This window comes from Actinomadura sp. 7K534 (genome assembly GCF_004348575.1).
Taxonomy (GTDB): Bacteria; Actinomycetota; Actinomycetes; order Streptosporangiales; family Streptosporangiaceae; genus Spirillospora; species Spirillospora livida.
Window position 1 is genome coordinate 1 of the sequence record NZ_SMKB01000130.1, and the last position, 20,484, is coordinate 20,484.

The window sequence follows — 20,484 nt, forward strand, 5'->3', positions numbered from 1 at the left end:
GCGCAGGACCGCGCCGGCCGTGCCGACGCCGCGGTGCGCCTCTCCCGGACCACCGGCGTCCCGCCGGTCGTGCCGTCCTGCCCGGCGAACCCCCGCCCGCGTTCCCGAGGAGGAAGAACGCATGAACACACTGGCGAAAGCCCCCATTCGCCGCACGAGACGCCGCCGCGGCCGCGGCCGCCTCCGGTCCCTCTTCGCCGTCGCGTCCGCCGCCCTGATGGTCGCGGCGCTGCCCGGCGTCGCGAGCGCGGCCGTGACCACCAACCAGACCGGCAACCACGGCGGCTACTTCTACTCGTTCTGGACCGACAGCCAGGGCACGGTCTCCATGGAGCTGGGGTCCGGCGGGAACTACAGCACCTCCTGGCGCAACACCGGGAACTTCGTCGCCGGGAAGGGCTGGGCCACCGGCGGGCGCAGGTCCGTGAGCTACTCGGGCAGCTTCAACCCGTCCGGCAACTCGTACCTGACGCTCTACGGATGGACGCGCAACCCGCTCGTCGAGTACTACGTCGTCGAGAACTGGGGCACCTACCGGCCCACCGGCGACTACATGGGCACCGTCACCAGCGACGGCGGGACGTACGACATCTACCGGACGATGCGCTACAACCAGCCGTCCATCGAGGGCACCGCGACGTTCCCGCAGTTCTGGAGCGTCCGGCAGTCGCGGCGGACGGGCGGCACCATCACCGCCGGCAACCACTTCGACGCGTGGGCCCGGGCCGGGATGAACCTCGGCAACCACGACTACCAGATCATGGCGACCGAGGGCTACCAGAGCAGCGGCAGCTCCAACATCACGATCGGCGGCTCCGGCGGCGATCCGGGCAACCCCGGCAACCCAGGGAACCCCGGCAACCCGGGCGGCTGCACCGCGACCCTGTCCGCCGGGCAGCAGTGGGGCGACCGGTACAACCTCAACGTCTCGGTGTCCGGCTCCAGCAACTGGACCGTGACGATGAACGTGCCGTCCCCGGCCAGCATCATCGCCACCTGGAACATCAGCGCCAACTGGCCCAGCTCCCAGGTGCTGACCGCCCGGCCCAACGGCAACGGCAACAACTGGGGCGTCACCATCCAGCCCAACGGCAACTGGACCTGGCCGACGGTCTCCTGCAGCGCGAGCTGAACCCGAGCATCCCGCTCCATCCACCCGCTCCCCACCCCGCGGCGCGGCGGCCCACGCGGCCGCCGCGCCGCACTTTTATTGGGAGGCGGCCGATGAGTCTCCGGGGCGATACTGGTCTGATCGAGCATGCCCTTTGAACCGGAAGCCACCGAAATGAAGCAGGCCCCCGAGGCCCGGCGGACGCCCCCCGTGATCCGCCTCCTGGTGATCGCCACCTTCGTGGTCATCCTCAACGAGACGATCATGATCAACGCGATCCCGCGGCTGATGACGGACCTGCACATCACCGAGCAGGCCGCGCAGTGGCTCTCCACCGCCTTCATGCTGACGATGGCCGCGGTGATCCCGGTGACCGGCTGGTTCCTGCAGCGCGTCACCACCCGCCGCGCCTACGCGCTCGCCATGGGCGTCTTCCTCGGCGGCACCGCGCTGGCGATCGTCGCGCCCGTCTTCGAGGTGCTGCTGGTCGCGCGGATCGTCCAGGCGACCGGCACGGCGGTGATGATGCCGCTGCTGATGACGACCCTGATGACGGTCGTGCCCCCGCAGGAGCGCGGGCGCGTGATGGGCAACGTGACGCTGGCGATGTCGGTCGCCCCGGCGATGGGCCCGGCGGTGTCGGGCGTGCTCCTGCAGCTCGGCTCGTGGCGGTTGCTGTTCGCGGCCGTGCTGCCCATCGCGGGCGTGGTCGCCTGGCGCGGCCTGGCCCGGCTGGAGAACGTCGGGGAGCCCGGTACGGGCACCATCGACTGGTTCAGCGTCGTCGCGGCGGCGGCCGGGTTCGGCTCGCTGGTCTACGGGCTGAGCCGGTTCGGCGAGTCCGGCGGACCGGCGATCGTCGCGGTCGGCGCGGTCCTGATCGCGGTGTTCGTGCTCCGCCAGCTCCGGCTGCAGCGCCGCGACGCCCCGCTGCTGGACCTGCGCGTCCTCCGCCACCCCACCTACACCCTGGCGCTGCTGCTGATGTCGCTCGGGTTCATGACGATGCTCGGCGCGATGATCCTGCTGCCGCTCTACCTGCAGAACCTGCGCGGCCTGTCGCCGCTGGAGACCGGGCTGCTGGTGATGCCCGGCGGCCTCGCGATGGGGCTGCTCGGCCCGGCCGTGGGCCGGCTGTTCGACCGCTTCGGCGCCCGGGTGCTGATCGTGCCCGGGTCGATGGGCATCGTCCTCGCCCTGGCCGGCTTCACCCAGGTCTCGATGACGATGCCGTACTGGCAGCTGCTCGGCCTGCACGCCCTCCTCATGATCGCGCTGGCCGCGACGTTCACCCCGGTCTTCACGCTCGGCCTCGGGGCCCTTCCGGCGTCGCTGTACTCGCACGGCAGCTCGATGCTCGGCACCCTCCAGCAGGTCGCCGCGGCCTTCGGCACCGCGCTCGTGGTCACCGTGATGGCGGCCCGGACCGACACCCGGCTCGCCGCCGGCGCCACCGAGGCCGTCGCGCAGCTCGACGGGATGCGGCTGGCGTTCTTCGTCAGCGCCGCGCTGTCCGTGGCGACGGTCGCGCTCGCCTTCCTGCTGCCGAAGCACCCGCCCGCCATGGACGAGCCCGCCGGCGAGCCGGAGACGGCCGGAGCGGCCCTCGAACCGGTGACCTGACGGGGAACCGCCCCGATGCCGGGTGGCCGGGCCCGCAGGCCCGGTCAGCCGCCCGGCCGGACGGCCAGGTGGACGACCTCGGCGACGTTGTAGCCGAGGAGACTCGCCACGTCGGCCAGTCCGGGAGTGCTCAGGACCGCGTTGGCCTCACCCGCGTCGAGGCTGCGGTGCCAGCGGGTGTCCTCCTTCGGCTTCCCGTCGTTCCAGTATTCCTTCGCGTGCTTCACGAAGTTCCGCGTCCGCTCGCGCGGGCCCTCGCCGAGCCGCTCGATGTGCTTCTCGACCTGCTCCCTGCCGACGTAGGGGACGAACGAGCTCCAGTTGCCGCCGGTGTCGTGGAGCGCGGTGTTGTCCGGCTCGTCCTCCAGCGGCAGGTGCAGGAACGCGCCCAGGCGCCGCAGCGAGCGCTCCGGGTCCGCCATGTAGTCCTCGTAGCGCATCACGAGGCTCGGAAGCCCGTGCGTGTTGGCGGTCCGCAGGGCGTCGACGTAGGTGTCCCGCCAGATGCCGGCTCCCTGCCACAGCGCCTCGCCCGTCCGGTTCCGGTGGCTGATCGCGAAGGCGATCGGGTTCCGCACCGTGACGATCACGTGCGGCGTGGGCCGGTCTGCCGGGCCGGCGAGCTGCTGTTCGAGGGCGTGCCGGAGCCAGGCGACGTACTTGCTCCCGTCGATGATCGCCGAGGCGCCCAGCGACCGCGCGAACTGCTCGTGCATGCCGAGGATGTCGTCGTGGCCCACCCGGTCCCGCAGCGCGCCGGTGAAGTGCCGGCACGTCTTGCCGAGGATGGAGCACGGCCCGCACATCGTCCGCCCGGTGCCCTCGTGGCTGAGCCCGGGGAACTGCGTGAAGTTGTTCAGCTCGCCGACGTAGTGGGCCTTGCGGATGCGGGTGGTCAGGTCGCGGCCGAGCAGGGTCGAGCCCGAGAACAGGGTGCCGACGATGAACACCGACGTCGGCGGACGAGACTGCCCCCTGGCGAACCTGGACCGGAGGTTCGCGGACCTTGCGGGCAGTACGGGGGCCTCGTGCGTGTCAGCGTCCATGTTCGTTCCACGGGATGGTCTGCGAGATCCGTGTGCCCTCCTGCCGGACATTGTGCCGCTTGCCCGCACGAGCTTCGACCGGTTCGTCGTTCGCGTCCGGACGGGGAAAAGGCGGACCCCCGCCCCGCCCGGCTCGTAGCCGGGCGGGACGGGGGATCCGTTCGTACGGGTCAGTCGAAGTAGTTCGGCTGGGACTGCGCGTTCAGCTCGTCGAGCCTGATGCGCTTGGCCTTGTCCGTACGGCGGTCACGGATGTCGATGACGTCCAGGCCCAGCTGGATGTCGCTCGAGTAGATGTAACCGTTGTAGTAGTACGCGGACCAGCTGCCGGCGATGCCGAGCTCGTCCGACCACGAACCGCGGTCGAACCAGCCGATCTCCTTCGGCTTGCGGGAGTTGGTGAAGTCGATCACCGAAATGCCGCCCTGGTACCACGCCTGGACCATGATGTCCTTGCCCTTGACCGGGATCAGCGAGCCGTTGTGGGCCACGCAGTTCTCGGTCTCGGCGTTGTGCCGCGGGATCTTGAAGTAGCTGCGGAACTTCAGCTTGCGGTGCTTGCCCTTGCCGACGATGTCGTAGATGGCGTTGGCGCCCTTCTCGGGCCCGATCTCCGCGGTGCAGGTGGCCGCGCCGCCGCCGCCCAGCTCGTCGGTGAAGACGATCTTCGAGGCGCTGTTGTTGAACGTCGCCGAGTGCCAGAACGCGAAGTTCTCGTCGTCGCGCACGGACGTGATCGTGCGCGGCTTCAGCGGGTCGGAGATGTCGAACAGCACGCCGTCGCCCATGCAGGCCCCGGCCATCAGGTCCTTCTCCGGGTAGGCGGTCAGGTCGTGGCAGCCCGAGGTCGCGCGGGTCTCGTTCGGCCATTCGGTGCCGGGCGGGTCACCCGGGTTGCCGCCGTCCGGGAAGAGGACCGGCTCGGACGCCACGCGCGCGGCGGCCGGGTTCCGCAGCGGGACCTCGACGATCGAGATGAGGTCGTGCGGAGGCTTGCAGTCGGGGAAGGTGTCGTTCGGGGAGTACGACGACACGTAGATGTAGGCGGTGCCGCGCTTGCCGGGGACCAGCGTGTTGGTGTGGGAACCGCACTTGGTCTCGACGGCCTTGACGTAGCGCGGGTTGCGGACGTCGCTGATGTCGAAGATCTTGATGCCCTCCCACGCCGACTTGTCGGTCGCGGACTTGGGCACCGACTGGCACGAGTCGTCGCTGCGCGAGCTGTCGGTCGACAGGAACAGCAGGTTCCCGGCGATCGACACGTCGTTCTGCGAGCCGGGGCAGTGCACCACGGAGACGACCTTCGGCCGCGACGGCCGGCTGATGTCGTAGACCGTGAAGCCCTCGTAGTTGCCGCCGAAGGCGTACTTGCCCTGGAAGGCCCAGTCGGAGTTGTACGCGCTCTCTCCGGCGAGCGGCCCCTGCTTGGGGATGTTCGCCAGGTGGTGCATGTTCCTGGTCTTGGTGATGCCGTCGTCGTCCGGTCCGCGGTCGGCCGAGGCCGGCGGAACGGAGATCGCGGAGATCACCAGCGCAATGCCCGAGAAGACCCCGAGCAGGGTCTTGCGTCTTGCTCTTCGCCTGAGTCCTGGTGCCACCCTGACCCCCTTGTCGATATGGCCCCCGAGCAGAGTTACTGATCATCCGGAGTATGTAACGTTTTGGGGTCGATGCATAGACCTGGATCCCTATCTGACCGTCTTGACATCGGAAGGTCTTTTGTGACACCACCTTCCGTTGGATACGGTCGTGTCGCCGGCCGAACGTGGGAGGTTCGATGCGGAACCGGGTCGCGGTGGCGATCACGGCGGTCGCCATGGCCGCCGGTGTCCTGTCGGGATGCAGCTCGGACGGCGGGACGGAGGCGGCCCCCTCGAAGACCGTGCTGGTCCCGGGCCGGCCGGGGGAGCCGAACAAGACCCGGGTCGCGGGGCCGAGCAAGCCCGCGGAGCCGACCGCGGCGGAGGTCGAGTTCGTGCAGATGATGATCCCGCACCACGCGCAGGCGCTGGAGATGTCGGCGCTCGCGCCCGACCGCGCGGCCTCCGAGAAGGTCCGGTCGCTCGCCTCCCGGATCGAGACGGCGCAGAAGGTCGAGATCGCGGCGATGCGGTCGTGGCTGAAGCAGCACCCCAATGCCGTCCTGAAGGCGCACGGGCGCAACCACGGCGGCCAGCACGCGGATATGCCGGGAATGGCCACCCCTGATCAGCTCAAACGGCTGCGGGAGGCGGAGGGTGAGGCGTTCGACAAGCTCTATCTGGACCTGATGATCATCCACCATCAGGGTGCGCTGACCATGGTCAAGGACGTGCTGTACAAGGGCACCGACGTCACCGTCCAGCAACTGGCCCGGGACGTCGAATCCACCCAACTGGCCGAAATCGGCCGAATGAAGGACATACTCGCAGGCTGAGCCCCTGCTCAGCGCGCGACGAACGTGCCGTACGAGCCCGGGTGGAACAGCAGCGGCGTATCGCCGTCGCCCTCCTGCAGATGCCGGAGGGGCCGACGACGCGGGCCCGGGAGATCTCCCGGTTGTCGGCCGACCCGGCGCCGGGCCGGGCGGCGCTCACGCCGCCTCGCCGAGCCAGGGGCAGGCGGATATTCGTTGGGCGAGGGTGTGGCGCGCTGGCACAGTGCTGCTGTGGACGACTACGTGGCGATCAACAGGGCCAACTGGGACGAGCGGGCCCGGCACATGGCGATTCCCCCGACTACGAATTCGATCGGTTCCTCGACGACCCCGGGCACCTCAGCGGCGTCATCCGGTTCGACCGCCCCCGCCTCGGCGACTGGCCGCCGCCACCGGCAGCACCATCGACTTCCACCACGCCGAGCTCCATGACGCCGTGGCCACCCCATGCTGCGCTCACCCACCCAAGGCTGGTGGACATCGCACTTCAGGTGCTGATGGGAAACAATGCCGGAGTGACGCGGTTGCTCGATGAGGACGCGCTGGTGCGCTCGTCGGTTGTGGCGAACTGCATGATGAACCGCGAACGGTCTCTCAGTGGCTCCAACGGCTACGGCCGGGAACTCGGCATGGACGTCATGGCCGAGTTGAGCACCCGTGCCGGCGCGGCGACGCCCGTACGGTGGCTGGACGTGTGCTGCGGGAGCGGACGGGCGCCGGCCGAAGCAGCCGGGCTCCTCGCCGATCGCGGCCTGAGCGGGCAGGTCGAGATCACCGGGCTGGACCTCGTGGACCACTTCGTCTCGGACAGCCGTCCCCCGGCTCTGCGCCTGGTCAGCGGCTCGGTGAACCAGTGGGTCCCGGACGGCCGCTTCGACCTGATCACTTGCGTGCACGGGCTGCACTACGTGGGCGACAAACTCGGCGCCCTGAGCCGCATCGCATCCTGGCTCACCGGCGACGGGCTCTTCGTCGGCAACTTCGACGCCCGCTCGGTCCGCGGTGCGGACGCCACACCCACCGGCCGCCGACTCATCGCCCAATTGCGGGCCCAAGGGTTCGCCTACGACTCCGCCCGCCGCCGCGTCTCCCGCCGCGGAAGCGCCCAGGCCCGGTTCCCGTACCGCTATCTCGGAGCCGACGATCAAGCCGGCCCCAACTACACCGGCCAACCCGCCGTCGACTCCTTCTACGAACCACTCCCGTGAACGCCTGCTCATGCTCTGTTACGACCGGCTCGTCATCGTGGCGGATGGCCTACGTCGGTGGACTTGAAAGAATCGTCGTGTCGCTAGTCGAGCACATCCATAAGTAAGGAGACATCGTGAGCACGACGGTGACCGACGAACAGATACAGGCTCTGGCCTCGACCGCGAAACCGTACAGTCTGGCGCTCCTTCAGTGGACTCCGGAGCGGACGATGGACGGCGCGGATGTAATGGAACTCGAGCACCAGCGACGCATGGTGTCGCTGGTGCCGACGGGGTGATCGCCATCCTCTGCCCGGTCGCCTCCGACACCGTGGCTCCGCTCATGCCGATGTGCGGGAGTTGGGCAATAGCAAGTGGTCGGCGGCCCCCGCCTGAGCTGTCCGGCGGTGAGGGGTCAGAAGGCTTCCGGTGTCAGCCGGTGAGGCCGGCGTCGTGGGCGAGCAGGGCGACCTGGGTACGGTTGTTGAGATCGAGTTTGGTGAATATGCGGGAGATGTGGGCTTTCACGGTGGCCACGCTCATGAACAGCTCGCCCGCGATCTCGGCGTTGGACTTGCCCCGCCCGACGGCGATGGCGACCTCGCGTTCGCGTTCGCTGAGCTGATTCAGCGCGGTGATGGCGTGCTGTTGCCGGGCGGCTGCGCCGGTGTCGCTGAGGTGGGCGATGAGCCGTCGGGTGACGGTCGGCGACAGGATGGGTTCGCCGGCTGCAACCCGCGCGATGGCGCGCAGGATCTCGGCGGGCGGCGTGTGTTTGAGCAGGAAGCCGCTGGCCCCGGCGCGCAGGGCGCGCAGGACGTACTCGTCAGCGTCGAAGGTGGTCAGGACGATGACCTCGGGTGGGTCGGGTCGGGCGCGGAGTCGTTCGGTGGCGGCGAGGCCGTCGAGGGTGGGCATGCGGATGTCCATCAGCACCACGTCCGGGGCGTATGCGTCGACGGCGGCGGCTACTTCGCTTCCGTCGCCGGCCTCGCCCACCACGGCGATGTCCGGCGAGCCGCCGATGACCATGGTGAGGCCGGCCCGCACGAGCGGGTCGTCGTCGACGATGAGGACCCGCACCGTTGCGTTCACGTTGGGCTCCTTGTCCGTGCTCACCTGGGCCGGAGGCCGGTTCCGACCGCGATCAGAGGGTAGGCCACGGTAGCCAGGCCCTGAGCCGGAAGTCACCGGCGGGGGTGGGGCCGTGTTCGAGGCGTCCGCCGGCGAGGGCGGCCCGTTCGGTGAGCCCGATGAGGCCGATGCCGGCGCCGGGGATGCCGGCAGGGCTGGTCTCGGCCGGGTACGGGTTGCGGATCTCGACGGTTACGCCGTCGCCTGGGGCCGCCCGGACGGTGACGGCCACCTCGCCGTCGGGGGCGTGCTTGCGGGCGTTGGTCAGCCCTTCCTGCACGATCCGGTACGCGCTGCGCCCCACACCAGCCGGTACGGCGGAAAGCGCGCCGGTCTGCCAGTCGAGCCGTACCCGCATCCCGGCGCGCCGCGATTGGTCGACGAGGTCAGGGAGGTCGGCCAGGGTGGGCTGCGGCCGTTCCGGCGTCTCGCCGGACCGGTCGACACCGGTGCGGAGGACGCCGATCACCTCCCGAAGGTCCTCCAGCGCCTGGTAGGCGCTGTCGCGGACCACCCCGGCGGCACGGGCGACCTCCTCGGGCGCGGCGTCGGGGCGTAGCTCCAGCGCCCCGGCGTGCAGGCTCAGCAGGGACAGGCGGTGGGCGAGCACGTCGTGCATCTCCCGGGCGATCCGGTCGCGTTCGCTCTGGCGGGCTTCGGCGACGCGCAGTTCCTGTTCGGCCTCGACCCGCCCAGCCCGCTCCCGCAGCGACTGGCGCCGGGCCCGTACGAACATGCCCCAGGCGAGCACCGCGGCCGCGAGGACAACGCCCAGCACGATCTCCGACGGGGACCCGACTGGGACGTCGGGCCGGACCAGCAGCGTCATGAACGGCACGAGCGCGTACCCGGCCACGATCGGGGCGACCACCGCGAAGCGCCGGTGCACCGCGACGGTGAACAGCGCGACGAGCGCCGCGCCCGCCGCCGACGTCGAATAGACGCTGACCAGACCCACGACCACGGCCAAGCCGACCGGCTGGCGTCGGCGCAGCCACACCCCCAGACTGCACAGGCCGCCGAGGACGAGGTCGACAGTGAGCGGGACTGGTGCGATGTGTTGCGCGAGGCCGTCGGCCAGGGCGAGCACCGTGAGGCCGACGGCCAGCAGGACACACGCGGCGTCGACCGCCCGGCCGCGGATCGTGCGCCCGGCCGGGCGTACCGGATCGTGGTCACCATCGCTGGTCACGCCCGCCGGTAGCGGACTCCGATCCTGCGGGTCCGCCGGGACCATCATGATCAAAGGGTACGGCCGGGTCGGGCCCCACGGCATCCGACCAAAGTCGATTTCGCGGTGCAGACCTTCGGCCCACCACCATCGACCTGGGCTCGTAGCGGCGTATCCGGCCGCTCCAGCAATCTGTTCCACATCACCGGAACGGACAGCCAAAGAAGACTCCGGTGCCAAATCCGACCATTCCTGCGCCAACGAATGACGTGGTGTTGCAGCGATCATCCGACCGCAACGAGGGAGTGAGAGATGAGATCACCGCATAACCCCGCCACCGCGCTGAATCCGCGCACGTGCCCGTGAGCGCGGCAGCGGCAACGACGGGGCCCACCCCGGCCCGAACGCTCCGAGAGCGGGTCGTGGGCGCGACGGCGATCGCGTTGGCAGCGTCGGTGGCGATCCAGAACGCGGTGGTGGTCTGGGCCGGAGCGCCGGACTACGGGGACCCGATCAAGGAGGTGCTCGCCTTCCACGCGGAGCACCGGGTCGCGGTCGCGATCGCGGTCGGCCTGGAGGCGCTGAACCTGCCCCTGCTGCTCGGGTTCCTGACCGGTCTCCACGGGCTCGTCGAACGCCGCGGGCGTGCGGGCGCGGACTGGTCGCGCCTCGCGGTGGCCGCAGGCGCGACCCTCTCGGCAGTCTTTGCGCTCTACGCCGTCCTGTGGAACGGCGTCGTGCTCTCCGCCGGCGAGCTCGCCGAGCCGAGCCCGGAGTTCGAGCTCGCCTGGCAATTGCATGCAGCAGCCTTCGCGTTGGCGCTGCCGGCGCTCGGCACCACATTCATCGGCGCTGCGCTGGCGGCGCATGCGAGCCGGCTGACGCCGCCGTGGCAGCGTCTGCTCGCAGTGGCCGGGGGAGGCCTGCTGCTCGCCGCCGGGGCGGCCAACCTCGCGATCGCGGACGGCTCACGGCTCCTCTTCGTGGGGCTGCCCGGCTACGCCGCCTGGCTCGTGTGGCTGCTTGCGACCGGCGTACGGCTGGTGCGCGCTCGAACAGCTGACCGTCCTGACGACGCATCGGCCTCCGACGAGGAGGGATGATGGGAACCGACATCGAGGCAGCGTCCGTACGTGGAACGACGTCATCAGGTCGTTGTGGGCCGGCCTAGCGACTTCAGGAACTCCCCACGCCGGGCGGCCTGGTGATCGTACCCGTCCGGCCGGAGGACGAATTGCAGTTCTTTTAGATCATCTGGAAATGGCTTCGGGCTTGGAATCGGAGGGGGGATTCCAAGCCCGAATGCGCGGTGCCGACCGAGCGGTCGCGGTCAGGCGGTCTCGATCACTCGTAGTCCGGGTTGTTGCCGGTGGGGATCTCGATGCTGATCGGGTAGTCCGCGCCGGAGAGCACCAGCAGCGCGGCGACGCGGATGATCTCGTCGAAGGCCCAGTAGGAGGCCTGGACGACACCCGGTGCGTCCTCCAGCCTGAGCAGCCCCTCGCGGACGCGGATGAAGGGCTCCCAGCCGACCTCGAAGATCGTGTCCCAGAGCGGGTACCGGCGGATGTTCAGCCAGCCGGCGATCTCGTCGCCGAGCACGTAGCGGGTGAGCGCGCCGAGGATCGGCTTGGTGACGTACCGGAGGGGGCCGCCCGGGACGATCGTGGCGAGGTTCAGGAGCATGTCCGCGAGCTTGATGCCCTCGGGCGTGGGAGCCAGGATCGGGTCGAGGACCTGCTTGGCCTGGGAGTTGGCCTCGGACCACGAGTTGGGGATGTACTCGTCCTTGATGCCGAGCATGTGGGCGCAGACCTGCCACGAGTGCAGGAACGCCTCGGAGTCGGCGGCGGGGATCGGCACCTTCCACTTGACCAGGTTCTGCATGACGGTCGTGGGCAGGCTGTGCCAGGTGACCATCATGTCGGCCTGGCTGATCGGCTTCTCTTCGTCGGCGACACTGGTCCAGTGCGGGGACTGCGGCAGCAGGTGCCGCACGCCCGCGTGGGCCAGCCGGGTCTTGACGCAGGTCACGATCATCTCGCCGTTGGCGCCGTAGGCGTTCGCGGTCCCGATGTCGTACCCGAGCTTGGCGGTCTTGGTGATGCGGTCCCGCATGTCCGCGCCACCCTTGGAGTAGTACACGGCGCGCGCCTCGCGCGGGATGACCGTGCTCATCATCCCGCTGGCGAACCCGTAGGTCACTCCGAGGTAGAGGCCCCGCCGCTCGTTGAAGTCGACGGCCTGTTCGAGCTTGGCCTGGTTCACCCAGGACGGCAGCTGCCGGGCCCGCTCGATGAAGTCCTTCAGATCCGCCGGCAGCCCGCTCGGGAGCGTCTGGCCGTTCTTGGTCCACTGCGCCAGCTTCCGGTTGACGTCGGGGACGACGCCGCGCTCGAGCAGGGAGGCGACCAGCTGGTCGGCCTCGTCGTCCCAGACGCCCTTCGGGTCGGCGCCGGCGCCGGCACCCGCCACCGAGCCCGTGGGAGACCACGTCCACAATGAGGACGCCTGTGCGGGGGTAGCCACGCTCAGTGCGCCGAGTGCGCCGACGGCGCCACCCGTGATCAACACGTTGCGTCTGCTGGGGTTTTCCATGCCTTGCTCCTCCTCGGGGTGGAAGAGCACCAGCCTGATACGCTGAAACGTGGGTCGCTTCCGTGTATCATCGGTGCTGGACACAATGTCAGCACACTGTCTCGGCCTTGACAAGACCTAGCGTGACGTTGGCCGGAGAGTCGGGCAGAATCGGTCATCTCGGGAGGCGATCATGGAACGTGTGCTGTCGGCGCTCATGGGCAATTCGGGCCAGGAGTCGCTGCTCGAACGCGCGTACACCGACGCCGTCGAGCAGGTCGACGAAATGGACGAGACCCGCGCGAACGTGCTCGACGCGGCCTATGAGCAGTTCTCCCGGATGGGCATCCAGCGCTCCACCATGGAGGACGTGGCGCGGCGGGCCGGCGTCTCCCGCATCACGGTCTACCGGCGGTTCGTCACCAAGGACGCCCTGGTCGAGCAGGTGGTGCGCCGCGAGTTCCGCCGCTACTTCGACCGGTTCCTCACCGAGATCAAGCAGGCCGAGACCGCCGCCGACCGGGTCGTGCTCGGCTTCGTGAGCGCGCTGCGCGCCATCCGGAGCAACCCCCTGATCGGCGGGCTGAGCGCCGCCGAACCGGACCTGCTGATGGCCTCCACGATCAGCGACGACGGCCGCACCCTCGCCATCGTGCGGCAGTTCGTCGCGGGCCAGCTCCGCCGCGAGCAGCGCGCGGGCAACGTGTCGCCCGACCTGGACATCGACTTCGTCGCCGAGATGATGGTCCGGGTCTCCGGTTCCTTCCTGGCCATCCCGAGCGAGCTCATCGACCTGGACGACGACGAGCAGGTGGCCGCCCTGGCGAGGCGGTTCCTCGTCCCCATGCTGGACGCCCCGCCCCACCCCATGGAGCGTTCGCAGCCCAGCTGACAGGCCGCGAGTCAACGGATTGTCAGTCCGGGGCCGGTCCGGTCTGGGCTAGCAGGCCGTCCACCAGCGCGCGGAGCCCCATCCCGTAGGTGTCCCGCTGGGCTACCGCCGCCCACTGGCCGGCGCCGACGGCGGCGAGGCGCGGCAGCCGCGACCCGTCGATGTGGTCCAGGGAGAAGGGGCCCAGGATGCCGGCCCGCCGGCGCGCGGTGTTGGCGCGGACGAGGATCTCGCCGGCGGTGTAGTACCAGATGCTGCGGAAGATGTAGACGGCGTCCGCGGGCGTGCAGCCGTGGTCCTCGGCGGCGGCCAGGATCTCGTCGACCATCCACAGCGCCGACTCGTCGAGGAGGCCGACGAAGCCGTCGGTCGTGACGATCTCCACGGCCCACGGCCAGGCCGCGGCCGCGTCGTGCATCGCGGTGGCGACCGTGATGATGCGCCCCCGCGGGTCGCCGGGCAGCGGCGGGCGCTCGACCTGCCCGAGGTAGTGGTTGAGCACCAGGACCAGCAGGTCCTCCTTGCTCCGCACGTGGTGGTACAGGGTCGTCGCCCCGATGCCGAGCTCGGCGGCTAGCCCCCGGACGGTCAGCTTCTCCCAGCCGTCCCGCTCGATGATCCGGCGGGCCGCCGTGACGATCTGCGCGCGGGACGTCACGGGCGGGCGGCCGGTGCGGCCGTGCGGTGCGGGCGGACGGGACATCGTCCCATCATGCCGTCCCGCCGCCCGCCGCCACCAAACCCGTCGACAGCCGGACGGACCGGTGCTACTTTCGGAACATGTTCGGAAAGTCCGTCGGCCGCAGGGGAGGGCATCGGAGACGATGAAGACGGCAGAAGGGGAACCCGCGGGCACCGTGGGTCTGGGGGAGTTGCTGCGGCCCGTCCGGCGGCGGCTCGGCATCGCGATCGTGCTGCGTGCCCTGGCGGCGGCGTTGGCCGTCGTGCCGTTCGCGGCGGTGGCCGAGCTGGCCGGGGTGCTGCTCGCGGAAGGCCCGGCCGACCGCGGCCGGGCCTGGACCGTGACCGCGGTCGCGGCGGGCGCGCTGCTCGCCTGGCTGCTGCTGACCGCGGTGGCGGGGCTGCTCGCCCACAACGCGGACCTGGATTTCCAGCTCTCGGTGCGGCGGCGCCTGGTCGACCGGCTGGGGCGCGTCCCGCTTGGGTGGTTCACCGACCGGGGCGCGGGCGGCATCGGCAAGGCCGTCCAGCACGACGTGGACGCGATGCACCACCTCGTGGCGCACTCCCTCCTGGACCTCACCGCGGTCGTCGTGACGTCGCTGGTGACGCTGGTCTACCTGTTCTGGGTCGACTGGCGGATGACGCTGATCCTGCTGGTCCCGCTCGTCATCGGGATCGCGCTGTTCGCCCGGCGGATCACGAGCATGACCGCGGAGATGGCCGCCTACGACAAGGCCCTGCAGCGCATCATCGGCAGCGTCGTCGAGTTCGTCGAGGGCATCGCCGTGGTGAAGATGTTCGGGCAGGCCAGGCGGGCGCACCGGCAGTACGCGCGGGCCGCCGACGACTTCGCGGAGTTCCTCGACGACTGGCTCTCGCGAAGCTACCGGGCGGGCGCCGCCTCGGCCCTGGTGCTGAGCCCGGTCACCCTCGTGCTCACGGTGCTGGCCGGGGGCTTGGCCCTGGTCTCCGCCGGGCACCTGGACGCGGTCGACCTGCTGCCGTTCGTGATCCTCGGGCTGGGGCTGGCCATTCCGCTGCAGGCGCTGGACTTCCACGGCGAGGACATGGAGACGGCGAACGCGGCGGCGAAACGGGTGGGCGCCCTGCTCGCGGCGCCGGAGCTGGCGGTGCCCGCCGAACCGCGAACCCCCGACCTCGGCGGCGGGCCGAGGGTCGAGATGTGCGGGGTGGAGTTCGGCTACGACGCGGACCGGCCGGTGCTGAGCGGGATCGATCTGGTGCTGGCGCCGGGCACCGTGACCGCGCTGGTCGGAGCGTCGGGTTCGGGGAAGACCACGCTGGCGAAGCTGCTGCCGCGGTTCTTCGACCCGACCGCGGGGAGCGTCGCGATCGGCGGGGTCGACCTGCGGGAGATCGCGCCGGACCGGCTCTACCGGCTGGTGTCGTTCGTCTTGCAGGACGTCCAATTGCTGGACGCCAGCGTGCGCGACAACATCCGCCTGGCCCGGCCCGACGCGGACGACGAGACGGTGCGCCGCGCGGCGCGGGCCGCGGCCATCGACGAACGCATCCTCGCGCTGCCGCGCGGCTACGACTCGGTGGTCGGCAGGGACGTCCGCTTCTCCGGCGGGGAGGCGCAGCGGCTGTCCATCGCGCGGGCGATCCTCGCGGAGACCCCGATCGTGGTGCTGGACGAGGCGACCGCCCACGCCGACCCGGAGGCGGAGGCGTCGATCCAGGACGCGCTGTCGGAGCTGGCGGCCGGCCGGACCGTCCTCGTCGTCGCGCACCGGCTGGCGTCGGTGGCCGGCGCCGACCGGATCGTCGTGCTGGACAGCGGCCGGATCGCCGAGCAGGGCACGCACGCGGAACTGCTCGCCGCCGGCGGCCGCTACGCGCGGATGTGGCGGCTCCAGAACCGAACCCACGAGAACGACGCCCATGCCGGCATCGGCATGGCCGAGGAGGGGGAGCGATGATCCGCCGGTTGTTCGCCGCGCTCGGGCCGGAGCACGACAGTGCGCTGCGCCGGGTGCTGGCCCTGTTCACCGTCGCGGCGCTGCTGCAGGGGGCGGCGTTCGTCCTGCTGGTCCCGATCCTGCGCGAGGTGCTCGGCGCCGACCCCGGACGGGCCTGGCCGTGGGTGCTGGCGCTCGCGCTGCTTTGGGCCGGGTACGCGGCGGTGAACCATGCCGCGACGGTGGCCGGGTACCGGGCCGGCACGGGCCTGAGCCGCGACCTGCACCACCGGATCGGGGACAAGGTCGCGCAGTTGCCGCCCGCCTGGTTCAGCACCGACCGAGTCGGCGAGCTGGGGCGGCTGGCTTCGCAGCGCGTGGTCGACATCATGTCGGTGCCCGCGCACCTGCTCCGGCCGCTGATCGACGGTGTCGGCACGCCGCTGGTCGTGCTCGTGGCCATGTTCGCGTTCGACTGGCGGCTGGCGGTCTCGATGGCCGTCGCCGCGGTGGGGATGGCGGTGGCGTACCGGCTGGCGAGTCGCGGCATGCAGGCCGCCGACCGCCGGGCGGACACCGTGCACGCCGCGGCCGCCGGGCGGATCGTGGAGTTCGCCCGCGCCCAGCCGGTGCTGCGGGCCTTCGGCCGGACGGTCGAGGGGCATGCCGCACTCGACGGCGCCCTCGCCGCGCAGCACCGGGCCGGCCGCCGGATGCTGCGCGCCGGGATGCCCGGCATCGTCGCGCTCGGCTTCATCGCGCAGGCGTCGTTCGTCGTCCTGCTGGCCCTCGGCACCTACCTGGCGCTCGACGGCTCGGTGGGCGCCGCCGAGCTGATCGCCCTGCTGGTGCTGGCGGCCCGGTTCGCCGAGCCGGTGGCGTTCGTCGCCGAGCTGGGCGGCGCGATCCGGGTCGCGCAGAACGCGGTGACGGAGATCGACGCGCTGCTCGGCACCGCGACGCTGCCCGAACCGGACGTGTCGCGCCGACCGGACGGCACCGACGTGGAGCTCGACGGCGTGCGGTTCGGCTACGACGGCACCGCGGTGCTGGCCGGGCTGTCGATGCGGGTGCCGCAGGGCCGGATGACCGCGCTGGTCGGCCCGTCCGGCGCGGGCAAGACGACCGTGATCAAGCTGATCGCGCGGTTCGCCGACCCCGCCGCCGGCGCGGTGCGGGTGGGTGGCGCGGACGTCCGCGAGATGCGCACCGAGGATCTGACGTCCCTCATCTCGGTCGTCTTCCAGGACGTCTACCTGTTCGACGGGACGATCCTCGACAACGTCCGCGTCGGCCGCCCCGACGCCACCGACGAGGAGGTCCGCGCCGCGGCCCGCACGGCGCGGGTGGACGACATCGCCGAGCGCCTGCCGGGCGGCTGGGAGGCGCGGGTCGGCGAGGGCGGCGGCCGGCTGTCCGGCGGGGAGCGGCAGCGCGTCTCGATCGCGCGTGCGCTGCTCAAGGACACCCCGATCGTCCTGTTCGACGAGGCGACCGCGGCGCTGGACGCCGAGAACGAGCACGCCCTGCAGCAGGCGATGGCCGCCCTGGCGCGGGACCGCACCGTCCTGGTGGTCGCGCACCGGTTGCACACGCTGCGCGAGGCGGACCACATCGTCGTCCTCGACGGCGGGCGCGCCGTGGAGGAGGGCACCCACGAGGAACTGGTCGCCCGCGACGGCCGCTACGCCCGCTACTGGCGGGAGCGCGAGCGCGCGCAGGGCTGGCGCCTGACCGGCCCGGCCGCCATCCACTGACCCGTAACCGACCGACAGTCCACCGGGATTCTTCATGTCCAATTTCGGAACACGTTCGAAAAGTGGCCCACGGGACGCGGAGCCCGCCTCGGGCGGTCCGCCCGGCCGGCCGGGGCCGACCCTCGCCGCGGTGGCCGTCGTGCAGTTCATGGTCTCGCTCGACCTGTCCGTCGTGAACGTCGGCCTTCCGCAGATCGCGGCCGGGCTCGGCTTCGGCGAGGTGGGCCTGACCTGGGTGATCCACGCCTACGCCCTCACCTTCGGCGGGCTCCTGCTCCTCGGCGGCAAGGCCGCCGACCGGTACGGCCGCAAGCGGGTCCTGCTCCTCGGGCTCGGCCTGTTCGGCCTCGCCTCCCTCGCCGGCGGCTTCGCCCAGGAACCCGGGCACCTGGTCGCCGCGCGGGCCGCGCAGGGCGTCGGGGCCGCCGCGCTGGCCCCGGCCGCGCTGGCGCTGCTGGCCGCGACGTTCCCGGCGGGCCGGGCCCGCGTCCGGGCCTTCGGGGTCTGGAGCGCGATGAACGCCGCGGGCGGGGCGCTCGGCGTGCTGATCGGCGGCCTGCTCACGGAGTACGCCGGGTGGCGCTGGGTCATGTTCGTGAACGTGCCGATGGCCGCAGGCGCGCTCGCCCTCGCCTGGCGGGGCGTCGCCGCGGGCCCGCCGCCGTCGCGCGGCGGACGCCCGGACGTGCTCGGCGCCGTCCTCGCGACGGCGGGCATGGGCCTGCTGGTGTTCGGTGTCGTCCGCACCGACCAGTACGCGTGGACGTCCCCGGTCACCCTCACGACCCTGGCGGGCGCCGCCGTGCTGCTGGCCGCGTTCGTCCAGGTCGAGCGGACCACCACCCGCGAGCCGCTCGTCCGGCTCGGGCTGTTCGCCAACCGCTCCGTCAGCGGCGCGAACGCCTACAACCTCCTGGTGGGCGCGGCGATGGCCGCGGCCTTCTACTTCATGTCCCTCTACCTGCAGCGGGTCCTGGCGATCGGGCCGGCGCCGGCCGGGCTCATGTTCCTGCCGTTCGCCCTCGCGGTGGTCGCCGGGTCCGTGCTCGCCGTGAAGCTCGGCTACCGCCTCCCGCCGCGGACCCTGCTGGTGGCGGGCGGGCTGCTGACCGCGACCGGGTTCGCCTGGTTCGGCCTGATCAGCCCGGACGGCGGCTTCGTCACCGACGTCCTCGGGCCCTCGGTCATCGCGGGCACCGGTTTCGGGCTCTGCCTCGGGCCGGTCGTCTCGACCGCCACCGCCGGCGTCGCGTCCCACGAGACCGGCACCGCCTCGGGCCTGCTGAACAGCTCGCGGCAGATCGGCGCCTCGCTCGGGCTCGCCGCCCTCGGCACCGCGGCCCACAACCGCACCGGGGGGACGGTCACGCCGGAGACCCTCAACGACGGGTACGCGTTCGGCCTGACCCTCAGCGCGGCGCTGCTGGTCGCCGCCGCCCTCGTCGCCCTGACCGTGCTGCGCCGAACGGACCCGCCGGCGTGAGGGCGCCCCGTCCGCCACGGGCTCGTCCGCTACATGCTCGTCCGCTACGGGAGGGTGTTTTTATGGACGCGGCCGTCCTTGATGATCACTTTCAGGTTGGCGGCCGGGTCGGCCAGCGGCGCGAGGTCGGCCGTGGGGTCGCCGTCGACCAGGAGCAGATCGGCCCACGCCCCCTCGGCGATGACCCCGAGGTGGGCGAGGTGCGGCTTGTCCCCGTACGCGGCCACGTCGGCGGGAGTCGGTATCTGGTACGGGTCGCGGGCACCGGCCCTCCGGAACAGGGCGGCGTTGCCGAACGTGGCGATCCGCAACGCCGCCAGGGGGCCGCCCGCGAGCCGGGCCATGCGGACGAGCATCTCGCTCTGCTTGGCGCTCCCGGCGGGGTCCAGCATCAGGTCGGTGCCGAACGCGATCCGCAGCCCGTGCTCCAGGGCCCAGCCGAAGACGCGGTCCACCCCCTCGCACACCCGCCGGTTCTTCTCCGCCGACGCCGGGTCCGGGTAGTGGTGGTCGCTTTCCGCGAACGGCTGGAGGCACAGCACGACGCCGTGGTCGGCCATGAACCGGACGTCGTCCTCCCCGGCCAGGTGCCCGTGCTCGATCACGTGCACCCCGGCCTCGACCGCCCGCCGGATGCCGTCGCCGGTGTAGACGTGCACCGCCACGTAGGTGCCCCAGTCGGCGGCCGCCCGCACGCCGGCGCGCAGCTCCTCGGCGGTGTACTGCAGGACGTCCAGGTGGTCGTAGGCCGAGGCGACGCCGCCGCCCGCCATCATCTTGATCTGGGAGGCGCCCTTCCGCAGCTGCTCCCGCACGCCCGCCAGCACCTGGGCGGTGCCGTCGGCGACGCGCATGAGCCCGAGCTGCTCGGCGCGCGTCGCGGTCCCGCCCAGCGCCGTCGGCACGTCGTAGACCATCCCGAAGTCGCCGTGCCCGGCGGTCTGCGACAGCCCCGCCTGGCTGGGGTAGATGCGCGGGCCCGGCAGCGCGCCCGCGTCGATCATCCGCTTGAGGTCGCCGGTGTCGCCCGCCATGTCGCGGACGGTGGTGAACCCGCGCATCAGCATCGCCCGCGCCTCGGCCGCGCCCTTCAGCTGCCCGAGCCCGGCACCGCCGAGCAGCAGCTCGCTCTGGGTGGCACCGGCCAGGATGAGGTGGACGTGGGCGTCGCTCAGCCCGGGGATCAGCGTCATCCCGCGCCCGTCGATGACCGTGGCCGGTCCGGCGGGCGCGGGCGGCTCCCCGTCGCCCACCGTCCTTATCTTGGTCGCCTCGGTCACCACGTGGCCGGTGCGGAGCCGGTCGCTCAGCCCGTCGAATATCCGCACGTCGCGCAGGACGACCGGCCCGGACACCTGTTCGCTCACGACCGGGTGCTGCCCGCTGCGCGGCCGCCGAACGGCCCGCGGCGAAGGGTTTGCGAAGGTTTACCAAGCGCCTGAAACGGGGGACGGGGCCGGGGGTTCGTCGCTAGAGTG

At 71.4% G+C, this 20,484-nt stretch carries 17 protein-coding genes; 10 read left to right on the top strand and 7 right to left on the bottom strand.

Annotation, left to right across the window (positions count from 1 at the left end):
- Positions 1-121: 121 nt before the first annotated feature.
- Complete coding sequence (locus E1266_RS23255) at positions 122-1,132, top strand: glycoside hydrolase family 11 protein (protein WP_132050328.1); 1,011 nt, start codon at positions 122-124, stop codon at positions 1,130-1,132.
- 153 nt (positions 1,133-1,285) lie between these two features.
- The gene (locus tag E1266_RS23260; RefSeq protein WP_132050330.1) at positions 1,286-2,734 is read left to right on the top strand and encodes an MDR family MFS transporter; all 1,449 of its coding nucleotides are present in this window, start codon (positions 1,286-1,288) and stop codon (positions 2,732-2,734) included.
- A gap of 44 nt (positions 2,735-2,778) precedes the next feature.
- On the opposite strand, the gene E1266_RS23265 is transcribed toward E1266_RS23260, so the two are convergent.
- On the bottom strand, positions 2,779-3,780 hold the full coding sequence (locus E1266_RS23265) for a sulfotransferase (RefSeq protein WP_165966181.1): 1,002 nt from the start codon (positions 3,778-3,780) through the stop codon (positions 2,779-2,781).
- A 170-nt stretch (positions 3,781-3,950) separates the two neighbouring features.
- On the bottom strand, positions 3,951-5,378 hold the full coding sequence (locus E1266_RS23270; RefSeq protein ID WP_132050334.1) for a hypothetical protein: 1,428 nt from the start codon (positions 5,376-5,378) through the stop codon (positions 3,951-3,953).
- 179 nt (positions 5,379-5,557) lie between these two features.
- On the opposite strand from E1266_RS23270, the gene E1266_RS23275 reads away from it, so the two are divergent.
- The 3 genes from E1266_RS23275 (at position 5,558) to E1266_RS23290 (ending at position 7,685) form a co-directional block, all read left to right on the top strand.
- Positions 5,558-6,196: a DUF305 domain-containing protein gene (locus tag E1266_RS23275; RefSeq protein WP_132050336.1), complete on the top strand. Its 639-nt coding sequence runs from the start codon at positions 5,558-5,560 to the stop codon at positions 6,194-6,196.
- 515 nt (positions 6,197-6,711) lie between these two features.
- Entirely contained in the window at positions 6,712-7,404 is a 693-nt protein-coding gene (locus tag E1266_RS23285) for a class I SAM-dependent methyltransferase (RefSeq protein WP_243718754.1), read from the top strand.
- Positions 7,405-7,520: 116 nt separating this feature from the next.
- Positions 7,521-7,685 carry a hypothetical protein gene (locus E1266_RS23290; protein ID WP_207945870.1) on the top strand — a complete coding sequence of 55 codons (165 nt, stop codon included), beginning with the start codon at positions 7,521-7,523 and terminating at the stop codon, positions 7,683-7,685.
- Positions 7,686-7,818: 133 nt separating this feature from the next.
- Here E1266_RS23290 and E1266_RS23295 read toward each other — a convergent pair whose 3' ends face one another.
- Both E1266_RS23295 and E1266_RS23300 read right to left on the bottom strand, forming a co-directional pair.
- Entirely contained in the window at positions 7,819-8,469 is a 651-nt protein-coding gene (locus E1266_RS23295; protein WP_279436341.1) for a response regulator transcription factor, read from the bottom strand.
- Positions 8,470-8,533: 64 nt separating this feature from the next.
- Positions 8,534-9,760 (bottom strand): histidine kinase, encoded by a 1,227-nt coding sequence (locus tag E1266_RS23300; RefSeq protein ID WP_243718756.1) that lies wholly within the window; start codon positions 9,758-9,760, stop codon positions 8,534-8,536.
- Between the two features lie 353 nt (positions 9,761-10,113).
- On the opposite strand from E1266_RS23300, the gene E1266_RS23305 reads away from it, so the two are divergent.
- Positions 10,114-10,794: a hypothetical protein gene (locus tag E1266_RS23305; RefSeq protein WP_207945871.1), complete on the top strand. Its 681-nt coding sequence runs from the start codon at positions 10,114-10,116 to the stop codon at positions 10,792-10,794.
- A 241-nt stretch (positions 10,795-11,035) separates the two neighbouring features.
- On the opposite strand, the gene E1266_RS23310 is transcribed toward E1266_RS23305, so the two are convergent.
- Entirely contained in the window at positions 11,036-12,166 is a 1,131-nt protein-coding gene (locus tag E1266_RS23310; RefSeq protein WP_279436342.1) for an oxygenase MpaB family protein, read from the bottom strand.
- 295 nt (positions 12,167-12,461) lie between these two features.
- Between E1266_RS23310 and E1266_RS23315 the strand changes: the two genes are divergently transcribed.
- Positions 12,462-13,160 carry a TetR/AcrR family transcriptional regulator gene (locus tag E1266_RS23315; protein WP_132050344.1) on the top strand — a complete coding sequence of 233 codons (699 nt, stop codon included), beginning with the start codon at positions 12,462-12,464 and terminating at the stop codon, positions 13,158-13,160.
- Positions 13,161-13,182: 22 nt separating this feature from the next.
- Here the strand turns inward: E1266_RS23315 and E1266_RS23320 are convergent, their stop codons facing one another.
- Positions 13,183-13,863, bottom strand: a complete 681-nt coding sequence (locus E1266_RS23320) for a TetR/AcrR family transcriptional regulator (protein ID WP_207945872.1) — start codon at positions 13,861-13,863, stop codon at positions 13,183-13,185.
- A 121-nt stretch (positions 13,864-13,984) separates the two neighbouring features.
- Here E1266_RS23320 and E1266_RS23325 point away from each other — a divergent pair, with 121 nt between their 5' ends.
- The 3 genes from E1266_RS23325 to E1266_RS23335 all read left to right on the top strand — a co-directional run bounded on the left by E1266_RS23325 (position 13,985) and on the right by E1266_RS23335 (position 19,006).
- A complete protein-coding gene (locus E1266_RS23325) occupies positions 13,985-15,787 on the top strand; it encodes an ABC transporter ATP-binding protein (protein WP_132050345.1) in 1,803 nt (600 codons plus the stop codon).
- Positions 15,784-17,523, top strand: a complete 1,740-nt coding sequence (locus E1266_RS23330) for an ABC transporter ATP-binding protein (protein WP_132050347.1) — start codon at positions 15,784-15,786, stop codon at positions 17,521-17,523. The genes E1266_RS23325 and E1266_RS23330 overlap by 4 nt, the downstream gene beginning before the upstream one ends.
- Before the next feature lie 130 nt (positions 17,524-17,653).
- Positions 17,654-19,006, top strand: a complete 1,353-nt coding sequence (locus tag E1266_RS23335; RefSeq protein WP_243718758.1) for an MFS transporter — start codon at positions 17,654-17,656, stop codon at positions 19,004-19,006.
- Between the two features lie 44 nt (positions 19,007-19,050).
- On the opposite strand, the gene E1266_RS23340 is transcribed toward E1266_RS23335, so the two are convergent.
- Complete coding sequence (locus E1266_RS23340; RefSeq protein WP_132050351.1) at positions 19,051-20,373, bottom strand: amidohydrolase family protein; 1,323 nt, start codon at positions 20,371-20,373, stop codon at positions 19,051-19,053.
- Positions 20,374-20,484 lie beyond the last annotated feature (111 nt).